This window comes from Streptomyces sp. NPDC057565, assembly GCF_042801455.1.
Lineage (GTDB): Bacteria > Actinomycetota > Actinomycetes > Streptomycetales > Streptomycetaceae > Streptomyces > Streptomyces yanii.
The window spans coordinates 191,459-207,923 of sequence record NZ_JBHVFU010000012.1; the positions used below are offsets into that span (position 1 = coordinate 191,459).

At 71.3% G+C, this 16,465-nt stretch carries 15 protein-coding genes, 1 pseudogene and 1 riboswitch; of the genes and pseudogenes, 14 read left to right on the forward strand and 2 right to left on the reverse strand.

Annotation, left to right across the window (positions count from 1 at the left end; all coding sequences use genetic code 11):
* Positions 1-50 precede the first annotated feature (50 nt).
* The 4 genes from ACFU8W_RS23145 to ACFU8W_RS23160 all read left to right on the forward strand — a co-directional run bounded on the left by ACFU8W_RS23145 (position 51) and on the right by ACFU8W_RS23160 (position 3,992).
* A complete protein-coding gene (locus ACFU8W_RS23145; protein WP_384040202.1) occupies positions 51-935 on the forward strand; it encodes a hypothetical protein in 885 nt (294 codons plus the stop codon).
* A 179-nt stretch (positions 936-1,114) separates the two neighbouring features.
* On the forward strand, positions 1,115-1,378 hold the full coding sequence (locus ACFU8W_RS23150; RefSeq protein ID WP_345510858.1) for a type B 50S ribosomal protein L31: 264 nt from the start codon (positions 1,115-1,117) through the stop codon (positions 1,376-1,378).
* 275 nt (positions 1,379-1,653) lie between these two features.
* The gene (locus tag ACFU8W_RS23155; protein ID WP_384040205.1) at positions 1,654-3,015 is read left to right on the forward strand and encodes a GH32 C-terminal domain-containing protein; all 1,362 of its coding nucleotides are present in this window, start codon (positions 1,654-1,656) and stop codon (positions 3,013-3,015) included.
* 14 nt (positions 3,016-3,029) lie between these two features.
* Complete coding sequence (locus ACFU8W_RS23160) at positions 3,030-3,992, forward strand: carbohydrate kinase (RefSeq protein ID WP_384040208.1); 963 nt, start codon at positions 3,030-3,032, stop codon at positions 3,990-3,992.
* 66 nt (positions 3,993-4,058) lie between these two features.
* Here ACFU8W_RS23160 and ACFU8W_RS23165 read toward each other — a convergent pair whose 3' ends face one another.
* Positions 4,059-5,366, reverse strand: coding sequence for a hypothetical protein (locus tag ACFU8W_RS23165; RefSeq protein ID WP_384040211.1), 1,308 nt, complete (start codon positions 5,364-5,366; stop codon positions 4,059-4,061).
* Positions 5,367-5,735: 369 nt separating this feature from the next.
* Here ACFU8W_RS23165 and ACFU8W_RS23170 point away from each other — a divergent pair, with 369 nt between their 5' ends.
* The 7 genes from ACFU8W_RS23170 (at position 5,736) to ACFU8W_RS23200 (ending at position 14,083) form a co-directional block, all read left to right on the forward strand.
* On the forward strand, positions 5,736-6,965 hold the full coding sequence (locus ACFU8W_RS23170; RefSeq protein WP_384040214.1) for a beta-ketoacyl-[acyl-carrier-protein] synthase family protein: 1,230 nt from the start codon (positions 5,736-5,738) through the stop codon (positions 6,963-6,965).
* A gap of 240 nt (positions 6,966-7,205) precedes the next feature.
* The gene (locus ACFU8W_RS23175; protein WP_384040217.1) at positions 7,206-9,068 is read left to right on the forward strand and encodes an acyl-CoA dehydrogenase; all 1,863 of its coding nucleotides are present in this window, start codon (positions 7,206-7,208) and stop codon (positions 9,066-9,068) included.
* A 285-nt stretch (positions 9,069-9,353) separates the two neighbouring features.
* Positions 9,354-9,614 (forward strand): acyl carrier protein, encoded by a 261-nt coding sequence (locus tag ACFU8W_RS23180; RefSeq protein WP_384040220.1) that lies wholly within the window; start codon positions 9,354-9,356, stop codon positions 9,612-9,614.
* Positions 9,611-10,834: a beta-ketoacyl-[acyl-carrier-protein] synthase family protein gene (locus ACFU8W_RS23185; RefSeq protein WP_384040223.1), complete on the forward strand. Its 1,224-nt coding sequence runs from the start codon at positions 9,611-9,613 to the stop codon at positions 10,832-10,834. The genes ACFU8W_RS23180 and ACFU8W_RS23185 overlap by 4 nt, the downstream gene beginning before the upstream one ends.
* A 75-nt stretch (positions 10,835-10,909) precedes the next feature.
* Positions 10,910-11,098: riboswitch (cobalamin riboswitch) on the forward strand.
* Between the two features lie 35 nt (positions 11,099-11,133).
* Positions 11,134-12,201: an ABC transporter substrate-binding protein gene (locus tag ACFU8W_RS23190; RefSeq protein WP_384040226.1), complete on the forward strand. Its 1,068-nt coding sequence runs from the start codon at positions 11,134-11,136 to the stop codon at positions 12,199-12,201.
* 83 nt (positions 12,202-12,284) lie between these two features.
* Positions 12,285-13,292 carry a FecCD family ABC transporter permease gene (locus ACFU8W_RS23195; RefSeq protein ID WP_384040267.1) on the forward strand — a complete coding sequence of 336 codons (1,008 nt, stop codon included), beginning with the start codon at positions 12,285-12,287 and terminating at the stop codon, positions 13,290-13,292.
* On the forward strand, positions 13,289-14,083 hold the full coding sequence (locus tag ACFU8W_RS23200) for an ABC transporter ATP-binding protein (RefSeq protein WP_384040229.1): 795 nt from the start codon (positions 13,289-13,291) through the stop codon (positions 14,081-14,083). The genes ACFU8W_RS23195 and ACFU8W_RS23200 overlap by 4 nt, the downstream gene beginning before the upstream one ends.
* A gap of 111 nt (positions 14,084-14,194) precedes the next feature.
* Here the strand turns inward: ACFU8W_RS23200 and ACFU8W_RS23205 are convergent.
* Positions 14,195-14,515: pseudogene (locus tag ACFU8W_RS23205) on the reverse strand (PRC-barrel domain-containing protein); the annotation flags it as partial.
* Positions 14,516-14,711: 196 nt separating this feature from the next.
* On the opposite strand from ACFU8W_RS23205, the gene ACFU8W_RS23210 reads away from it, so the two are divergent.
* The 3 genes from ACFU8W_RS23210 to ACFU8W_RS23220 form a co-directional block, all read left to right on the forward strand.
* Positions 14,712-14,933, forward strand: coding sequence for a hypothetical protein (locus ACFU8W_RS23210; RefSeq protein ID WP_384040232.1), 222 nt, complete (start codon positions 14,712-14,714; stop codon positions 14,931-14,933).
* Between the two features lie 299 nt (positions 14,934-15,232).
* Positions 15,233-15,901 (forward strand): DUF4097 family beta strand repeat-containing protein, encoded by a 669-nt coding sequence (locus ACFU8W_RS23215; RefSeq protein ID WP_384040235.1) that lies wholly within the window; start codon positions 15,233-15,235, stop codon positions 15,899-15,901.
* Between the two features lie 13 nt (positions 15,902-15,914).
* A partial coding sequence (locus ACFU8W_RS23220) for an ABC transporter ATP-binding protein (RefSeq protein ID WP_384040237.1) occupies positions 15,915-16,465 on the forward strand: 551 nt, incomplete at its 3' end.

A 16,465-nucleotide genomic window follows, 5' to 3' on the forward strand; every position in this document is an offset into this window, starting at 1 on the left:
GCACGTCCGACGGGCAAGCAGCAAGGACCGAGGATGGGCAGGGGTGGGGCATGAACAGAGGCAGGGTGGGCGGAACGGTCGCGGTGATCCTCGTGACCGCGCTGACGGCGTCGGCGTGCGGTGGGGGTGCCTCCGAGGATCTCGTGACCGAGGGGAGCCCCCCGGCCGCGCCCTACAGCGGCCCGCTCGACGTACCGCATCCGAACGTCGAAGCCGACACCCCGCAGGCGATGAAGACGAAATCGGGGGCCGCCGGCCGTGCTCTGGAGTGCGCGGGGGACATCTACTCCGGCAGCGGCAGTGAAACCTGGAGCAAGGGCGACGGCGGGGCTACGCCCGAGGAAGGGCTGAAGCTGCACTTCGAGATCGAGCAGCCCGATCTGCCGCAGTACGGCTATCGCGTGGAACGCGAGGAGGCGGACCGGGTCCTGTACTCGTTCGACGTGGACCGCAGGACGAAGATCGCCGTCGTCGTCGCCAAGGACCAAAAGGGGCGTCCGGGCTGGGGTCCGGAGACCGCCGCCTCGTGCGACCCGGCGGAACTGCCGTCGAGCTATACGGACAAGCAGCCGTACCGGGTCTGGACCGACAAGGACGGCCACCGGGTGCCGGTGTCCGAGCTGAACAGCTCGGAGGGCGAGGCGCACTGCGACTGGCAGGAGGCGAACTTCCTTGAATGGAAAGCGGGTTCGGAAGGGGAGGTCTCGGCCCATCGGAAGGTCTATGCGCGTGACCCGAAGGGCGTACTCCCGTCCGGCATGCTCACCGCGGCGTACGACGGGGACGTGACGATGCCCGCCGGTGCGCGGTCCACGGGCTACCACCTGGACGACTGGGAACTGTGGCTGACCGACGACATGTCCAGGGCCTATGTCCGCACCCCGGACGGGGTGGAGGCGTGGCCCGCCGTGAAGCCGGACATGGGATGCCGGTGACCTGTCCGGCGTGGCGGGCCCCATGACGGCTCCGAGGGGCCGCCGTCGAGCGCCGGACGGGACCGGCGCGGCAGCGGGCCACGGCACCGCCCCCCCCGTACGGACCGTCTGCGATCGCGCCCACCGGCTTCGTTCGCGAGGCTGGGCTGAGCCGAGTCCGTACGTCCCCAGGAGCAGGCATGCAGCAGGACAAGCACCCTTCCTACCATCCCGTGGTCTTCCGCGACCGCTCCGCGGGCTACGCCTTTCTGACCCGGTCCACCGCATCCAGCGAGCAGACCATCGAGTGGGACGACGGGGAGACCTATCCCGTCATCGACGTGGAGATCTCCGCCGAGAGCCACCCCTTCTTCACCGGTAAGGCCCGCGTCGTCGACACCGAGGGGCAGGTCGCCAAGTTCGAGCGCCGGTACGGGGAGGGAGAGCGCCCGGAAGCCCCCTGACCCCGCACTGCCCGGAGTCTTCCGCCATGTCCCGGGCGCGGCGGAAGACTCCGGCCGTCACCCCTCTTGACACCGTCGGTCAACCGTTCCTATCCAGTGCGCATGAGTGAGTCCTGGACCCACTGTTGCGTACTGGGCGCTTCCCGAACGGTGTTGGATGCGCTGGGTTCCCGCGTTCGCGTCCCGTTCGGTGACGGCCCTTTCGGGGGCCGGTCCGTTGCGGGTGGGCGGGTTCCCTCACGCCCCCGGTCACCTGGTCCGGCCTGGACGGTCCGATGCCCCGCACGATCACTTCCACCGGGGCGGTCCGCACCGCGGACGGGTCGGCGGCCGAGTACTTCGTCGGCGACTGGGACGGCGCCGCATTCCGTACCATCAACACGGCCGGCACCCCGTTGCGCGCCGAGGCCGGCCGCGACTACTACGCCGCCATGAGCTTCTACGGGCTCCCCGACGGGTGGCGTGTACAGCTCGGCTGGCTCAGCAACTGGGACTACGCGTTCAGCGCCCCGACCGGCGAATGGAACGGCCAGCTGAGCATCCCGCGCCAACTCACCCTCTCCGCCACAGGACTTGTCCAGCATCTCGCCGTCGAGACCGAGGCTCTCCGTAACGGCACCACCACGATCGAGGACCGCACCGTCGGCCCGGGCTCCGGGAATCCCCTGGCCGGTCTGAGCGGCCGGTCGTACGAGATCGAGGCCGAGGTCGCCCTGCCCGGATCCGGCGCCGCCACCGAATTCGGCTTCCGGCTCCGGGAGAAGGGCAACAGCCGTAGGGTCGTCGGATACGACGTCTCCGGGTCCCGGCTCTTCGTGGACCGGACCGTGGCCGGTGCCGACGATTTCACCGAACACTTCGCGGGCCGCACCGCCGCCCCGCTCCCGCTCACCACGACCGCCGGTGAACGACGGCTGCGCGTACGGCTGTTCATGGACACCTCGGCCGTGGAGGTCTTCGACGGGGACGGCCGGGTCACGATCAGCAGCCCCGTCTTCCCCGGCCCGGACGCCCAGGGCATGTCGTTCTACGCCGTCGGAGGCCGGGCCCGGATCGTCAGCCTGAAGGTCCACCGGCTGGCCAGTACCAACCGGGTGACCGACAGCGCCCCGCCGACGACCGCGATCCCCGCCGACGGCACGTTCCGCAACAGCGGACTCGGCCCCCTGACCGTCGTACCCGCCGGGCACTGGACCACCACAGGCGCCGGCCGCACCGGAGTCTTCGACCGAGACTCCACCGCGGTCTCCCGTACCGAGTACGGCGACCTGGAACTGACCACGCTGGTACGGTTCGGCGGCCCCGACGGGACCAGCGGCGCAGGGTCCGTCCTGCTGCGGGCGTCGGCCGACACCGCGGACGGCTACGCCGTTAACCTCGACCCGAACCTGCGGACCGCCCGGCTCTTCCGCAAGGACGGCGGTGCGACGACCGTGCTGGCCGACGTGCCGCTGCTGGTCCGGGCCGGGACGACACTGCCCTTGCGGATCCGCGCCCGGGGAAGCCGGATCGAGGTCTTCGTCGACGGTCTGCCGACCATCGACGTGACCGACGCCCGGCATGCGCGGGGCAGGATCGGACTCAATGTGTTCGGTGGCCGCGCGGCCTACCAGGACACTTACGTACGCGCACTTTAGGAGAGATCCCACCCATGCCCGAAACGGTCGACACCCTCGGCTCACCCGGCACGCCCGGCTTTCTGGTCATCGGCGAATGCGTCGCCGACATCGTCCGGCTGCCGGGCGAGGCCGACCGGGTCCACCCCGGCGGCAGCCCGGCCAACGTCGCGTACGGACTCGCCAGACTCGGCCGGTCCAGCACCCTGCTCACCCAGCTCGGCCCGGACACCGAGGGCCGGCTGATCGCGGACCATCTGGCGTCCGCCGGAGTCGTGGTGCGCACCGACGGCTCCACCGGGGCCACCCCGTCCGCCTCGGTGGCGCTGGACGCGGCCGGCCAGGCGGCGTACACCTTCGCCATCACGTGGACGCTCTCCCCGGTGGAACCGGAGCGCCCGCCGCACCATGTGCACACCGGCTCGATCGCGACGGTCATGGAGCCCGGCGCGACCACCGTCCTGGCCGCCGTCGAGTCGCTGCGTACCACCGCGACCGTCAGCTACGACCCCAATGTGCGGGCGGCCCTGATGGGCGACCACGACGCCGCCGTCCGCCGGGTGGAGCGCTGTGTCGCACTGAGCGATGTGGTCAAGGCCAGCGACGAGGATCTGGCATGGCTGTACCCGGGGCAGTCCCCGGAGTCCGTCGCCGCGCGCTGGCTCGGCACGCGCGGCCCCGCCCTCGTCCTGGTCACCCGGGGGGCAGCCGGCGCACTTGCTGTCACTCCCGGTGGGCGGGTCACGGTCGACGCGCCCCGCACCGAGGTGGTCGACACGGTGGGGGCGGGCGACGCGTTCATGTCGGGCACGCTGCACGCCCTCGCCGCGCACGGGCTGCTCGGCGCCGCAGGACGGGACGGACTGCGTGCCATCGATCCGGAGACCGTCACCGATGTGCTGCGCCACGCGGCTGCCTCCGCGGCGCTCACCGTCGCACGCGCCGGGGCCAACCCGCCCGACGAACCGGAGCTGCGCGGCGCGCTGAGCCGCGCCTGAACCCGGCTGTGCCACCACCCGCCACGGAACTCTGCCGGGCAGGCGGTGGCACACCGGGGCCTGCGGTCACGCGTGCGGCTCGGGGAGCATGTGCGGTGTGCTGTCGTCGTCGAGGAACTCCACGACCGCGAGGGCGAACAGCGCCGCCAGGGCGATCCATACCGTGACGAGGCCCGTCGGCCGGTCCCACACGAGCAGGACCGCGGCGGCGACCACGACGACCGTCCAGTTGAGCCACGGCTTCGCCCGGTGCACCCAGGCGCCGACCGGACCGCCGGTGAAACCGGCCGCGTCGCGTACGGCGTCGATGCCGCCGTTCCACATGGCCTTGACCCGGGTGGCGGCGCGCCCCTCTCCGGAGAGCCAGGCCGCGAGCGCCACGACCACGCCGAGTGTGACCACCAGCCGGACCACGGCGCGCAGATAGATGACCAGGGCGTCGAAGACGGCGGCGGCCGCCGGCTGCGACACCGAAGCCGGAAGGCTGTCCAGATAGAAGGCGCGGAACACCCACAGCGCCAGGCCCAGCACCGCACCGCCCACCGCGATCGCGAGGGCCGCCGTGACCAGTGCGCGCCGTCGGCGCACGGCGAGCAGCACCGCGCCGCCGGCGAGTACCAGAGTCACCACCGGCAGCCAGAACCCGGCCAGTTGCAGCAGCCGGAACCCCTTCCGGGCCTTGCCGACCGCGTCGGACGTCAGCACGGTGAAGTCGGTGTGGATCTCGGGGATCTTCGCGGCGATCGTCAGCCCGTGATCGACCAGGAGCTGCTTCACGTGGTCGATCACCGGAGCGAGATCGATGACAACCGTGTCGTCCTTGAGTTTCACGGCCCCGCCCCCACTGCCGGTCAGCGCCTTGACGGCCGCCGCGTGGGCGTTGCGGTTGAGACCGACCCACAGCTTCTCGAAGGCGTCCGAGGCCACGAACTTCTTCACGGTCCCGTGCACGAAGTTTGTGAGGCCCGCGGTGAGCGGGGCGCTCAGCCGTCCCAGCGCCTTGTCGAGGACCGGCCGGTCCGCCGGGGCCACTTCGTCGAGCAGCGCACGGACGTCCAGATGTGTCATGACAGCACCGGTGACCCGGTTCGCCAGAGCTGCCTGTACATCGGGGTCCGACGCCAGCGGCTTCATCATCGCCACATAGCGGTCGGTGTCGCCGACGTCGTTCTTGGCCCAGGCGGCAACGGCGCTCAGCGGCGTGAGGACGGCCGCGACGAGGATCAGCAGCACAGCGAAGAACGAACGGATCCGGATCCGGGGCCGTGACCGCACGGGCGTACGCGCTTCCAGCTGCGTCACCCGCGCACGCAGCGCGTCCAGATCGGCGTCGACCGAGGGGTGCTGTGACTCGTCGTGGTCCGCTGCTGCCATGTCCCAAGGGGACGCCCTGTGCGTGCGGGCAGCACGGCGAGTTGCTCCGTACGGCGGAGCAGGGGGCTCGCCAGGCGTGAGCCGGTGGTGCTCCCGTGCTCCTCGCGCCCCCATTTGGCCCAGTGAACGCATCCTCGCCGGGGTGACGGCCGTTCGCCAGCCGGCGGGCCCGATCGGTTGTGGGGAGTCGGAGCAGCGAGTGACGAGGGGATGCGTACTCGACGCCGGGCGTGCAGCCGGACACGGGGGGCGGGCAGCGGTACGCGGACTCACCGCCTCCGGGGGTGGTCCGACCTCGGGGTTCCGCCGTACTTCGCCGGCCGGGAGCCCGTACGGACCACGCACAGAGGGCGACGGAAGGAATGGCACATGACGCAGGCTGACACCGGGGTCGCGGTGACGGGAGTGGGGCTGGTGACCCCCGCGGGCGCCGATGAACACGCCTTCTGGGCGGGGCTGTGCGCGGGACACTCCGTGGCGCGGCGCTGTGACGAACTGGCTGGGCTTTCGGTCGACTTCGCCTGCCCGGTCGACGGACTCGACCTGGACGCGGCGGTGGGCGGACGCTCGGTGTGGCGGATGGCGCGGTTTGTGAAGCTGGCCCTGATCGCCGCCCGGCAGGCCGTCGCGGACGCCGGACTCTCGCCGGGGGACTGGGACGCGAGCAGGGTCGGCGTGGTGCTCGGCGTCGGTGTGGGCGGTGTGTCCGTCCTCGTCGACAACCTTCGCAAGCTCGACGACGCAGGACCTGAGGCCGTCTCCCCGCTCCTGGTGCCGATGATGATTCCGAACGCGGCGGCCGGGGAGCTCGCCATCGAGCTGCGCGCCCAGGGCCCCAGTCTGGCGCCCGCCACCGCCTGCGCGTCCGGGGCGACCGCGATTGCGGTCGCCCGTGACCTGCTGACGAGGGGCCGATGCGATGTGGTCGTGGCGGGAGGTTCGGAGTCCGCGCTGGCCCCGCTCGTGGTGGCGGCCTTCGCGAAGATGGGGGCGCTGTCCACCCGTACCGGTGATCCGGCGGGCGCGTCGCGGCCGTTCGCCACGGACCGGGACGGGTTCGTCATCGGGGAGGGTGCCGCCGTCCTCGTGCTGGAGCGGACCGCTGACGCGTGCGCCCGCGGCGGACACCCGCGGGCACTGCTGACCGGCGTGGGTTCCAGTACGGATGCCCACCACCCCACTGCCCCGACACCCGACGGGCGCGGTGCGCAGTGGGCGGTGGAGGCGGCGCTGCGCGAGGCGGGCTGGGCGCCCCGCGAGGTCGACCACATCAACGCGCACGGCACGTCCACTCCGTTGAACGACGCGATGGAGACCGCGCTCATCTCCCGGCTCTTCCCGCACCGGCCCTCGGTCACCGCCCCGAAGGGCGTGGTCGGACACACCCTCGCTGCCTCCGGGGCGATCGAGGCGGTGGCGACCGTACTGACCCTGGAGCAGGGCATCGTGCCGCCGATCGCCAACCTGGATGCGCTGCCGGTCGGGTTCGCGCTCGACTGCGTGACCAAGGAGCCGCGCCGGCAGTCCGTCGAGCGCGCCGTCAGCCACTCCTTCGGCTTCGGCGGACACAACGTCGCTCTCGCCTTCCAGCGCGTCTGACCGGTCTAGTGCTGCGACCGGAAAGGTTTGCCGGGAAGCTCGCGGCGTCCGGTGCGGTGCATCGCAAGGCGGAGGATCGCCCCCGTACTGGACGTACTCGGGTGATGCGACAACGCGGCGAGGTGCCGTGCCGGGCGTCGCGAGCCGGTGAACCTTTCCGGTCGCAGCACTAGGCGCCCGCAGGTCCCGGTGGGAGCAGCGAGAGTGTGTCCTTGCCGCTCCTGCGTCGTTCTCCAGTTCATGACCGCAACGATCGACGGCACCACCAGGCACACCCTTGCTGACGTGTTGAGGGGCGTCATCTTCGGCGGCAACTTCCTTCAGGAGCACGGCTCCTGGCGGCGGCTGATCTCAACGGAACCGTTCCGCCGCCCGGTCGGCGGCGGTCCCGACGAGCGTCTCGCCCTGACGTACGAACGACTGAGGATCCTCAACAGCGCGCTCGACAGCGCAGCCGGGCCCGCTGCCGACCCACGCGCCCTCGCCGCCCTGCACGAGTGGCTCGGCCCGGTCGATCCGGCGCTCACCACCGTTGCGGGCATCCACTACAACCTCTTCCTCGGCAGCCTCCTCGACCACGCCGGCGAGAGCCGCCGCGACCTGTCGGACTTCCTCCGGTTGCGACGCATCGGCACCTTCCTCTGTACGGAGGTGGCGCACGGAAATGACGCGGCGGCCGTCGAGACCACGGCGACGTACGACCGCGTACGCGACGGGTTCGTGCTGCACACCCCGCACTCCGGGGCACAGAAGTTCATGCCCAACACCAGCCCGGCCGGCGGCCCCAAGTCAGGACTGGTCGCGGCGCGCCTGCTCGCCGACGGGGCCGACCACGGGGTCTTTCTCTTCCTGGTGCCGCTCACCGACGACACGGACGCTCTCCCGGGGGTACGCGTCCGCAGGCTTCCGGCGCGCCTGGGCAGCCCCGTCGACCACTGTCTGACCTCCTTCGACCGGGTCTTCGTGGGGCGTGACGCACTGCTCGGCGGTGAGCACGGACGGATCGGCGACGACGGGGAGTTCAGCAGCGTCCTGCCCAACCGCAGGCGTCGCTTCCTCACCTCGATCGCACGCGTCACGGTCGGCAGGATTTCCATGAGTGCCTGTGCGGTCGGCTCCGCGCGCGCGACGCTCGCCGTCGCCGTGCGCTACGGAGGCCATCGGCACATCTCCGGGCCACGTGCGACGGAACGGGTGCGGGTGATCGCCCACCGCAGCCATCACGGCCCGCTCGCCGAGGCCATGGCCACGGTGTTCGCGATGAGCCTGCTGCATCGCAGGGCCCTCGACCGCTGGGAGGAGCAGCTCGAGGCCGGCACGGAGACGGGACGGGCCGAGGCGGAGCGGCTGGTCGCCGTCGCGAAGGGGTGGATCACCTGGCAGGCCCGTGCCGTTGTCATCGAATGCCGCGAACGGTGCGGAGCGCAGGCGCTGTTGGAGAACAACGGCATGACCGAGCTGATCACCGGCGCGGAGGCGGTGATCACCGCCGAGGGCGACAACCTGGCCATCCACGCCAAGGCCGCCGCGGAAATGCTCTTCGCCGCCTCACCGGCCGCGGACGGTGGCACCTCGGGCCGAGCCACCGGAGAGCTCACGGACCCCCGGTTCCTGGGGTGGCTGCATGCGCAGGTGGAGGTCATCTGGTTCGCCCGCGCCAGGGAGCGGATGCGCAGCGCACCGCACGGTGATCCGCTGGCGCGGTGGAACGCGGCGTCCGGGTCCGCCCTGCGGGGCGTCGAGGCGCACGCCCGCCGACAGGCGGCCGAGGCGTACGCGGAGGCGGTCGCGGAACTGCCCGAAGGCCCTGGCCGCGAGAGGCTGGCCGAGCTGGAGCGGCTGTTCGCCCTTCAGTGGGTGGCCCGCAACAGTGGCGATCTGCTCGCCGCCGGCCATCTGACGACTGATCAGGTCAATGCCCTGCCGGACGCCGTCGAGCAGCTCATCGCCGCCGTCGCCGGGCATCTGCCCACCCTGATCGAGTCCTTCGCGCTGCCGGACGAGGTGCTCGCGGACTGGCCCATCGCGGGCGCCGACTACGTCGATGCGTACGACGATCCGGAGGCGTCCTGGCACACCACCGGGGCGCAGGGGGAGCGTTGAAGGCTTCGGGCGAGCGAACCGCCGGGCAGCCGTGCCGGGTACGGGAGGCGGCGGGGCCCTCGGAGTCCGGGCCGTTCTGCCGGCGTACCGGGGGCACCGCATCCGTCCTTTCCCGGTGCTGTACGAAGCCGCGGATGATCGTTGGCGAATCGGTTCGCCGCAAGGCGTAACCGGCAGATCGGGAGTCAGTTACATCGGCGTCGGGACCGTGCGTTCCGCCGTCCCGGGCATCGGCAGAACCTGCATGACGTGCGCGACCTGTACGACCTAGCGAAGAGGAAGATCATGAGCGCGATTCACCCCAAGATCACCGACGTTCTCACGAACACCTTCAAGGTGCCCGCCGCCGAGATCCTTCCGGGTTCCACGATGGACAGCCTGGAGATGGACTCCCTCGCCGTCGCCGAGTTCGCCGTCATCATCAAGGAGACGCTGGGGGTCGAGGCCGACTCCGACAAGCTCTACAAGGACGCCACCCTCGCCGACATCACGACGTTCATCGATGCTGCGATGAGCGGCGATCCCGCGATGAGCGACGCCCGATGAACAGGCCTGCCGTCGCCGTCACCGGTCTGGGGATGATTACCCCGGTCGGCAACGACACCGACACCACCTGGGAAGGGGTGTGCGCGGGGGTCTCACCGGCCCGCACCGTCCCCGAGCTCGAAGGCTGCGCGATCGACTTCGCCTGCACGGTCTCCGGCATCGATCTGGACGAGGCGGTCGGCGGCCGTGCGGCCTTCCGGATGGGGAGGTACGTCAAGTTCGCCGTCCTCGCCGCGCGGGAAGCGGTCGCGGACGCCGGACTGGACCCGGCCGACTGGGACGGCAGCCGGGTCGCCGTGGTCGTCGGCACCAGCAGCGGAGGCTCCGCGGGCCTGACCGAACAGGCCGTCGCCCTCGACCGGCGCGGACCGGGGGCCACTTCACCGGCGGGGATCCTCCTCGCCATTCCGAACATGCCCGCTGCGGAGATCGCCATCCGGATGGGGGCGACCGGTCCCAGCCTGGCGCCGTGCACCGCCTGTTCGTCCGGGGTCACCGCCCTCTCCGTCGCCCGGGACCTGCTGGTCACCGGGCAGTGCGACCTCGCGATCGCCGGAGCCACCGAGTCGATCGTCTTCCCGGTCGCCATGACCGGATTCGCCCGGTCCGGTGCCGCCGCGACGAGGGACGGCGACCTGGCCCGCCTCTGCCGGCCGTTCGCGGCCGACCGCGCCGGTCTCGTCATGGGCGAGGGTGCCGCCGTCATGGTGCTGGAACGGGCGGACGACGCACGGGCCCGGGCAGCGGTCCCGCGGGCGCTGCTCGCCGGGACGGGCGCCACCACCGACGCCCACCATCCCACCAGTCCGCATCCGTCCGGCGCCGTCGCCCGGGCCGCGGTCGAGGCCGCGCTGCGCGACGCGGACTGGGAGGCCGAGGACGTCGAACACGTCAACGCGCACGGCACGTCGACACCGCTGGGCGACGCCACCGAAGCCGCTCTCATCAGCCGGGCCTACCCGCACCGGCCACCCGTCACCGCCCCCAAGGGGGTACTGGGCCACTGCATGGGGGCTGCCGGAGCCATCGAGGCGGGGCTGACGATCCTCACGCTGCAGCGCGGCGTCGTACCGCCGATCGCCAACCTGGACGCCCCGGCGCCCGAGTTCGACATCGACTGCGTCACCGAACAGCCTCGCCACCGGCCCGTCCGACGCGCCGTGAGCCACTCCTTCGGGTTCGGCGGCCACAATGCCGTGGTCGCCCTCCAGCGCCCGTAGGCATGGGGGAGCGGGCCGGGACGGCCGGGGCGCCTGCGGCCCCACCACACCGCCGACCAGCCGCGCGGGGCAGCGTGATAGCTTGCCGAAGCCAGTCAAACTCCACGTAGGGGTCAGGGAATCCGGTGCGAATCCGGAGCTGACGCGCAGCGGTGAGGGGGACGGGCGGGGCCACGGCCACTGGGACGTCCACGGATGTCCTGGGAAGGCGTCCCGTCCGAAGGAACCCGAGTCCGAAGACCTGCTGGCACCTGCCGCCCGGTACCGGGCGGCAGCACTCCGTACACCGGGCTCCGCGCATGGGCCCTGAGACGCAGAGGGACTCCGTGCCGTCCATAGCCAGCCCTGTCCGCGCCGCCGCCCTGCTCTCGGCGGCACTTCTCCTGCTGACCGCGTGCGGCGGAGGGACCGACGACTCTGCAGCCAAGTCAGCCGGTGGCGAAGGCTATCCGGTGACGCTCAGGAACTGCGGCCGCACCGTCACCGTCGCAGCCGCACCGCACCACGCCGTCTCCGTCGACCAGGGATCGACGGAGATCCTGCTCTCCCTCGGCCTCGCCGATCGGCTGGCGGCCACAGCCACCTGGACCGACCCGGTGATGAAGGGACTGGAGAAGGCCAACGCGAAGGTGCCACGCCTCTCGGAGAACCGGCCGTCGTCGGAGAAGGTCCTCGACCAGGAACCCGACTTCGTCAGCGCCTCGTTCGAATCGACCCTCGCCAAGGGCGGCGTCGCCCCCCGAGAGCAGTTCGAGGAGCTCGGTGTCCCCACCTACGTGTCGCCCGCCGACTGCACCGGCAAGGACAACAGCGGCGGCGGCGACGGAGCGCGTACCGAAGCACTGACCATGGACAGCGTCTACGGCGAAGTGCGCGATCTGGCGGCGGTGTTCGGCGTCCAGCAGCGCGGAGACGAGCTCGTCGCCCGGCTGCGGGAGCGGGTGAAGAAGGCCACCGACGGCATCGACGCGTCCGACGCCACCCTCCTCTACTGGTTCTCCGACTCCAAGGCCCCGTACCTGGCGGGCTGCTGCGGCGCACCCGGCGTCATCACCAGGGAGCTCGGAGCGAAGAACGTCTTCGACGACACCCATGAGGAATGGCCGCAGATCAGCTGGGAGACCGTCGCCGACCGCAACCCCGACGTCCTGGTCATCGGCGATCTGACGCGCAAGGCACAGACCGCCGAGAGCGCCGCGAAGAAGATCGAGTTCCTGGAGTCCAATCCCGCGACGAAGAACATGGACGCCGTCAAGCACAAGCGGTACGTGCTCCTCAGCGGCCAGGCCATGAACCCGTCCATCCGGACGGTCGAAGGCCTGGAACAGGTCGCCGCCGGGCTGCGGACGTTCGGGCTCGCCGGGTGACGGACACCGAACGGGGCGCAGCGGTACGTACGGAGCAGGCACCCGGAACCGATACGCACCACAGGGCCGGTGGCGCGCGGGGGCTGCGCGACGGTGTGCTGTGGGCCGCGGGCGTCGCCCTGCTCGGGTTGTCCGTTGCCGTCGCCGTCACCATCGGCCCCGCCCGGATCTCCGTCGCCGACGTCTGGTCCGCGGTGGCCGCCCATCTCGGGGTGGGCGACTCGCGGCTCACCCCGATCCGGGACGGCATCATCTGGAACCTGCGCATGCCCCGTACTGTGCTCGCCGCCGTGTGCGGCGCCGGGCTCGCGGTGTGCGGCACGGTCATGCAGTCCCTGCTCCGCAACCCGCTCGCCGACCCGTTCGTCCTCGGCGTCTCCTCCGGGGCGTCGACGGGCGCGGTCGTGGTCGTCGTACTCGGGGTGGGCGGGGGAGCGGTGTCGATCTCGACCGGGGCATTCATCGGGGCGCTCTGCTCGTTCGCCCTGGTGCTGCTGCTCAGCCACACCCTCGGCGGTACGACGGACCGGGTCGTCCTCTCCGGCGTCGCGGCCATGCAGCTGTTCTCCGCACTGACCTCCTTCGTGGTGATGACCTCGGCCGACGCCGAGCAGACCCGAGGTGTGCTGTTCTGGTTGCTCGGCTCGCTCAGCGGGGTCGGCTGGAGCGATGTGTGGGTCTGCTTCAGCGTGCTCGTCGTGACCCTGCTGATCTGTCTGGGCCACGCCCGTACGCTCGACGCCTTCGCCTTCGGCCAGGACGCGGCCGCCGCACTGGGAGTCAACGTCGGCCGCACCCGGATCGTGCTGCTCTGCACGACCGCGCTGCTGACCGCCGCGCTCGTCAGCTCGGCGGGCGCCATCGGCTTCGTCGGACTGGTGCTGCCCCATGCCGCCCGGGCGCTCACCGGCTCCGGGCACCGGCGGCTGCTACCGGTCACCGCGCTGGCCGGGGCGGTGTTCCTGGTCTGGGTCGACACGCTCGCCCGGACCGTCCTCGACCCGCAGGAGGTGCCGGTGGGCGTCGTCACCGCCCTCATCGGCGTACCCGCGTTCGTTCTGGTCCTGTACCGCACCCGGAGGACCACATGACATCCAACGGCACCGCCGCAGGTCTGCGCGCCCAGCGGGTCTCCCGGGAGGCGGGCGGCCGTCTCGTCCTCGACGGGGTCTGCCTCGTCCCCCCGCCCGGCGCGACCGTCGGACTCCTCGGCCCCAACGGGTCGGGCAAGTCCACGCTGCTGCGGGTGCTCGCGGGGGTCCTCGTGCCGGCGGCGGGCGTGGTGACGCTCGACGGCGAACCGCTCGCCGCGCTCGGCCGGCGCACCGTCGCGCAGCGGGTCGCCGTGGTCGACCAGCACGCCGACACCCAGGTCGAACTGCGCGTCCGGGACGTCGTCGGGCTGGGCCGCATTCCGCACCGCCGCGCCTGGTCGGCGCCCAGCCGCGCGGACGACGAAGCGGTACGCGAGGCGCTGGAACGCACCGGACTCGCCGAACGCAGCGAACAGTCCTGGCACACGCTCTCCGGGGGCGAGCGCCAGCGTGTCCAGATCGCCCGCGCACTGGCGCAGCAGCCGCGTGAACTGCTGCTGGACGAGCCGACGAACCATCTCGACATCCAGCACCAGCTGGAGCTCCTGTCCCTGGTCACCTCGCTGCCCGTCACCGGCGTCATCGCCCTGCACGACCTGAATCTGGCCGCGATGTTCTGCGACCGGATCGTCGTCATGAAGGAGGGGCGGGTGGTGGCCGCCGGTACCCCGGCGGAGGTGATCACCGAGCAACTCATCGCGGACGTGTACCGGGTGCGGGCGGTGGTCACCCAGGACGGCCCGGACGGGCGTCCCTCGGTGCGTTTTCTGCCCGGACGGGCGGCATAGCCGGACATACGGAGCTGGAGGCGGACCCCGGCACCGTGCGGCCCCGCCCCTTGCCTGCCCGCTCCCGGGAACCGCGCCTGCCAGGGGCGCCGGGACCGACCGCGAAACTCACCTGGTGAGGTCGTAGTGACGGTAGAGCTCCTCCTCCTCGGAGACGGAGAGATGCGCATCCGCGTCCACTCTCGGGGCGCCCTTCACGCGGTCCTTCGGATGAGGGATGTGCAGATCGGAGCCGACCCGGCGAGCGCCGTCCAGGGGCACGAAACTCTCCTTCATGCCGAACAGGCCGGTCTTCACCGTGATCCAGTCCGGTCTGCCGGTGGCGTCGTCGAGATACACCCGCCCCACGGTGCCGACCTTCTCGCCACTGGGGTCGTACACCGTCAGGCCGTCGAGCTCCTTGGAATCCGTGAAACCGTCAGTGGCTCCCATGACCGGTTCCTCCTCGCCCGGGCGCGCGTTCTGTGGTCGGCTCCACCGAGGAAGGCACGTCCGGCTTCCATCGCGCCTCACCCGGATGGGCGATGCAACTTCCCGGCCCGGAACCGTGGCCCGTCGCATTCGGGGCGGCAGCGTGCGATGCCGGTGGTGGGGGAACAGCCCGGCGTTGGACCGTTCGAGTGAGGTCGTGACGGGGGAGACGTACGTGGGGCTGCGGACGGGCACCCCGCGCGGCCCGGCCGAACGGCGCGCCGACCGCACCGGTCCGGGCGATGTTCTCGAGGCGGGTGGCGGCCGGTGTGTCGGGGCGGAGGATGCTGACGCCCTGCCGTGCGGTCTCGACGAGGTGGGCGTGGCCGCGGCGCCGACGATCACCGACTGGTACCGGACGTCGTCGTCGGCGACGTAGCGCTCGCGGCGGCCGTAGGTCAGCCCCCCCGTGCGATCTGTCGGTGTTCCTGCCGGGTGAGCCTGTCTCCCGGCATCGCAACTCCCTTCGTGCTTCCTTGACGCCTCCGGCATAGCGTTCATTCTCAATCCATTGCAATGAATGACTGACCGTTATTGCGTTAGATCTTAAACCATTGCAACGATTATCTCGCTCCTACCTGCATTGATGCTGATAGCTCGCAACGAGTGTATTGATAGATTCGTGAATGCAACGTAGCGTTTCCGATATCAGAAACAGCGAGTCGACAGGAGAACACCATGCAGAAGTTCGCCACCCCCGCGCCGATCTCCGCAGCCCTCGACATCCCCGCGGGGCGCGTCCGGTTCATCGCCGCCGACCGGTCCGACACCGCGGTCGAGGTCCTGCCCGCGGACGCCTCGAAGGACCGCGACGTGAAGGCGGCGGAGCAGACCACGGTCGAATACGGCGACGGAGTCCTGCGGATCGAGGCCTCGGCGAAGAACCGGATCCTCGGCAGCTCCGGATCCATCGAGGTGACCATCCAGCTGCCCGCCGGCTCCCGCATCGAGGCGAAGGCAGCCGACGCCGAGTTCCGGGGCGTCGGACGACTCGGCGACGTCGCCTTCGAGGGCGCGCAGGGCTCCGTCGAGCTCGACGAGGTCGCGAGTGCCCGACTCGCCCTCCTCGCCGGCGACGTCTCGGTCGGCCGCCTGGGCGGCCCCGCGGAGATCAGCACCCAGAAGGGCGACATCCGGATCGGCGAGGCCGTGCGCGGCACGGTCGAACTGCGCACCGAGGCCGGCGAGATCTCGGTCGGCGCCGCCCGCGGAGTCTCCGCCTCCCTCGACGCCGGCACCACCTACGGCCGGATCCACAACGCGCTCAAGAACACCGACGGCGCCGCCGCCGGCCTGAACATCCACGCGACCACCGCCTACGGCGACATCGCCGCCCGCAGCCTCTGAAGGAGCACCCATCATGACCAACCTGGCCATCGCGGCGAACGGGCTCCGCAAGTCCTACGGCGACACGGTCGTGCTCGACGGCGTCGACCTGGCCGTCCCCGAAGGAACGGTCTTCTCCCTGCTCGGCCCGAACGGCGCCGGCAAGACCACCGCCGTGAAGATCCTCTCCACCCTCATCTCCGCCGACCCGGGCACCGGCGACATCCACATCGGCGGCCACGACCTGGCCACCGAGTCCCAGGCGGTGCGTGCCGCGATCGGCGTCACCGGGCAGTTCTCCGCCGTCGACGGCCTGATCACCGGCGAGGAGAACGTGCTCCTCATGGCGGACCTGCACCACCTGTCCAAGCGCGAGGGGCGGCGGGTCGCCGCCGAGCTGCTGGAGCGCTTCGACCTGGTCGAGGCGGCGAAGAAGCCCGCCCAGAGCTACTCCGGCGGCATGAAGCGCCGCCTCGACATCGCCATGACGCTGGTCGGCAACCCGCGGATCATCTTCCTCGACGAGCCGACCACCGGCCTCGACCCGCGCGCCCGCCACAACATGTGGAGCATCATCCGCGAGCT